Here is a 780-nt window from a genome sequence, read left to right on the forward strand (position 1 = left end):
CCGCGCTCGACGCGGCGACGGCCCGCGGCGACGCGGCGGTCGCCGGCCACGCGCGCGCGACGATCGCCCTGCTGGCGGATCCGGACGCCGGTTTCGCGTACGATCCGGCCGACGCGGCGCGGATGGGCGTCGCCTATTCGGGGACTCCGCGTGCGCATTAGCGAGGCGAGCCGGCGCTCGGGCGTGAGCGCCAGGATGCTCAGGCACTACGACGCGCTCGGCCTCGTGCGCCCCTCGGGGCGCACGGCCAACGGTTACCGGGACTACTCGGAGGGCGACCTGCGGCGCCTGCTCCACGTCGAGGCGCTGCGCGCGCTCGGGATGAGCCTGCAGCAGGTCGGCGATGCGCTGCGGCCGGCGGCGAGCGAGGCGGCGCCTGGCGCGCTGGTGCGCGAGCTCATCGCGCGGAGCCGGGAACGCCTCGCCGCCGAGCGTGCGCTGCTCGCGCGCCTCGAACAGCTCGACGGGATCGGCCCGGCCGACTGGGGTGAGGCGCTCGACGCCGTGCGGCTCGCGCGCGGGCTCGGCTCCGATGATCCGCTCGCCAGGCAGCGCGCGGCGATCGAGCTCGGCGCGGCCCCGGTCGGGGATCCCGCGGCCGCTGCCGGGCCCGGCGTGCTCGCGGAGGCGCTGCTCGCCGAGGCCGAGCCGAACGCCGCCGGCGCGCTGCGCTGGGCGCTCGTGCGCGCGGCGCCCGGCCCCGAGGTGCTAGCCGACGCGCTGCTCGATCCGCGGCTTCCGCGCCGCACGCGCGCCGTCGAGGCCATCGCGGCGTTCGGC

1 protein-coding gene is annotated in these 780 nt (G+C 78.8%); it reads left to right on the forward strand.

Annotated features, from left to right (window positions below; genetic code table 11):
• Window positions 1-150: 150 nt before the first annotated feature.
• A partial coding sequence (locus EGM46_RS14550; protein ID WP_164512929.1) for a MerR family transcriptional regulator occupies window positions 151-780 on the forward strand: 630 nt, incomplete at its 3' end.

This window comes from Leucobacter chromiireducens, assembly GCF_003917135.1.
Classification (GTDB): Bacteria; Actinomycetota; Actinomycetes; order Actinomycetales; family Microbacteriaceae; genus Leucobacter; species Leucobacter chromiireducens_A.